This window comes from Companilactobacillus futsaii JCM 17355, from assembly GCF_001435505.1.
GTDB classification, from domain to species: Bacteria; Bacillota; Bacilli; order Lactobacillales; family Lactobacillaceae; genus Companilactobacillus; species Companilactobacillus futsaii.
In genome coordinates, this window is record NZ_AZDO01000089.1 from 1 (window position 1) to 3009 (window position 3009).

Annotated in this window: 1 rRNA gene; it reads right to left on the reverse strand. The window is 48.4% G+C overall.

What is annotated here, in order from left to right:
• Positions 1-66 precede the first annotated feature (66 nt).
• Positions 67-2984, reverse strand: a 23S ribosomal RNA gene (locus FC88_RS07245).
• Between the last annotated feature and the right edge of the window lie 25 nt (positions 2985-3009).

Consider the following 3009-nt stretch of genomic DNA (forward strand, 5'->3'; position numbering starts at 1 on the left):
CTCGTACCTTCAAAACTAGATATTAAGATTAATGATGTAACACTTCAAACTGCTGTAAACTCTTACTCGATTAAGTCCTCGATCTATTAGTACTGCTCAGCTCCATGTATCGCTACACTTCCACCCGCAGCCTATCTACGTCATATTCTTTAACGGATCTTACTTCCATAAAGGAATGGGAAATCTCATCTCGAGGGGGGCTTCACACTTAGATGCTTTCAGCGTTTATCCCGTCCATACGTAGCTACCCAGCGATGCGCCTGGCGGCACAACTGGTACACCAGAGGTATGTCCATCCCGGTCCTCTCGTACTAAGGACAGCTCCTCTCAAATTTCCTACGCCCGCGACGGATAGGGACCGAACTGTCTCACGACGTTCTGAACCCAGCTCGCGTACCGCTTTAATGGGCGAACAGCCCAACCCTTGGGACCGACTACAGCCCCAGGATGCGATGAGCCGACATCGAGGTGCCAAACCTCCCCGTCGATGTGAACTCTTGGGGGAGATAAGCCTGTTATCCCCAGGGTAGCTTTTATCCGTTGAGCGATGGCCCTTCCATATGGTACCACCGGATCACTAACTCCGACTTTCGTCCCTGCTCGACTTGTCAGTCTCGCAGTCAAGCTCGCTTTTACGTTTACACTCTGCGAATGATTTCCAACCATTCTGAGCGAACCTTTGAGCGCCTCCGTTACATTTTAGGAGGCGACCGCCCCAGTCAAACTGCCCACCAGACACTGTCCCTCATCGCGCTGAGCGATGTAGGTTAGAGCTTTCATATAACAAGGGTAGTATCCCACCAACGCCTCCTTCGAAACTAGCGTTCCGAAATCAACGGCTCCTACCTATCCTGTACATGTCACACAAAAACTCAATATCAAGCTACAGTAAAGCTCCATGGGGTCTTTCCGTCCTGTCGCGGGTAACCCGCATCTTCACGGGTATTATAATTTCACCGAGTCTCTCGTTGAGACAGTGCCCAAATCATTACGCCTTTCGTGCGGGTCGGAACTTACCCGACAAGGAATTTCGCTACCTTAGGACCGTTATAGTTACGGCCGCCGTTTACTGGGGCTTCAATTCTCAGCTTCGCAAAAGCTAACTGATCCTCTTAACCTTCCAGCACCGGGCAGGCGTCAGCCCATATACGTCATCTTACGATTTAGCATAGACCTGTGTTTTTGATAAACAGTTGTTTGGGCCTATTCACTGCGGCTGGCTGTTACACCAGCACCCCTTCTCCCGAAGTTACGGGGTCATTTTGCCGAGTTCCTTAACGAGAGTTCACTCGCTGACCTTAGGATACTCTCCTCGACTACCTGTGTCGGTTTGCGGTACGGGTAGTTTATTTCTAACTAGAAACTTTTCTTGGCAGTGTGAGTTATTGTGCTTCGTTACTAAAATTTCACTCCCCATCACAGCTTGTCCTTAAAGATATAAGCATTTGACTCATATCAAGACTTACTGCTTGGACGCGCATATCCATCAGCGCGCACACATCATCCTCCTGCGTCCTTCCATCGTTCAAACAAAATAAACTAGTACAGGAATATCAACCTGTTATCCATCGATTACACCTCTCGGTCTCATCTTAGGCCCCGACTAACCCTGGGAGGACGAGCCTTCCCCAGGAAACCTTAGTCTTGCGGCCGACCAGATTCTCACTGGTCTTTCGTTACTCATACCGGCATTCTCACTTCTAATCACTCCACTGCTCCTCACGGTACAGCTTCAATGCGATTACAACGCTCTCCTACCACGTGTCATACGACACATCCACAGTTTCGGTATCATGCTTAGCCCCGGTACATTTTCGGCGCAGAATCACTCGACTAGTGAGCTATTACGCACTCTTTGAATGAATGGCTGCTTCTAAGCCAACATCCTAGTTGTCTATGCGTTTCCACATCCTTTTCCACTTAGCATGAATTTTGGGACCTTAACTGGTGATCTGGGCTGTTTCCCTTTCGACGGTGGATCTTATCACTCATCGTCTGACTCCCGGGTATAGATCAATGGTATTCGGAGTTTATCTGAATTCAGTAACCCAAGACGGGCCCCTAGTCCAAACAGTGCTCTACCTCCACGATCCTAATCCCCGAGGCTAACCCTAAAGCTATTTCGGAGAGAACCAGCTATCTCCAAGTTCGTTTGGAATTTCACCGCTACCCACAACTCATCCCAGCATTTTTCAACATACACGGGTTCGGTCCTCCAATGCGTTTTACCGCATCTTCAACCTGGTCATGGGTAGGTCACTTGGTTTCGGGTCTACATCAACATACTTAGTCGCCCTATTCAGACTCGCTTTCGCTACGGCTCCGACTTTTCATCTTAACCTTGCATGTTAACGTAACTCGCCGGTTCATTCTACAAAAGGCACGCCATCATCCATAAACGGACTCTGACTACTTGTAGGCACACGGTTTCAGGATCTATTTCACTCCCCTTCCGGGGTACTTTTCACCTTTCCCTCACGGTACTGGTTCACTATCGGTCACTAGGGAGTATTTAGCCTTGGGAGATGGTCCTCCCGGATTCCGACGGAGTTTCTCGTGTTCCGCCGTACTCAGGATACTGAATGGAGTGGGTCAGATTTCGTTTACGAGGCTTTCACTCTCTTTGGCCAAGCTTTCCAACTTGTTCAACTATCATCACCTTTTGTTCTCACAACATCAGTCCTACAACCCTATGAAGCAAGCTTCATAGTTTGGGCTATTCCCGTTTCGCTCGCCGCTACTCAGGGAATCGAATTTTCTTTCTCTTCCTGCAACTACTTAGATGTTTCAGTTCATTGCGTGTTCCTCTTGATTGCTATGTATTCACAAACAAGTAAATATCCATTACGATATTTGGGTTCCCCCATTCGGAGATCCCCGGATCAAAGCTTACTTACAGCTCCCCGAGGCGTATCGTCGTTAGTTACGTCCTTCATCGGCTCCTAGTGCCTAGGCATCCACCGTGCGCCCTTTATAACTTAATCTTGACAAAATATGGAAATACATCCA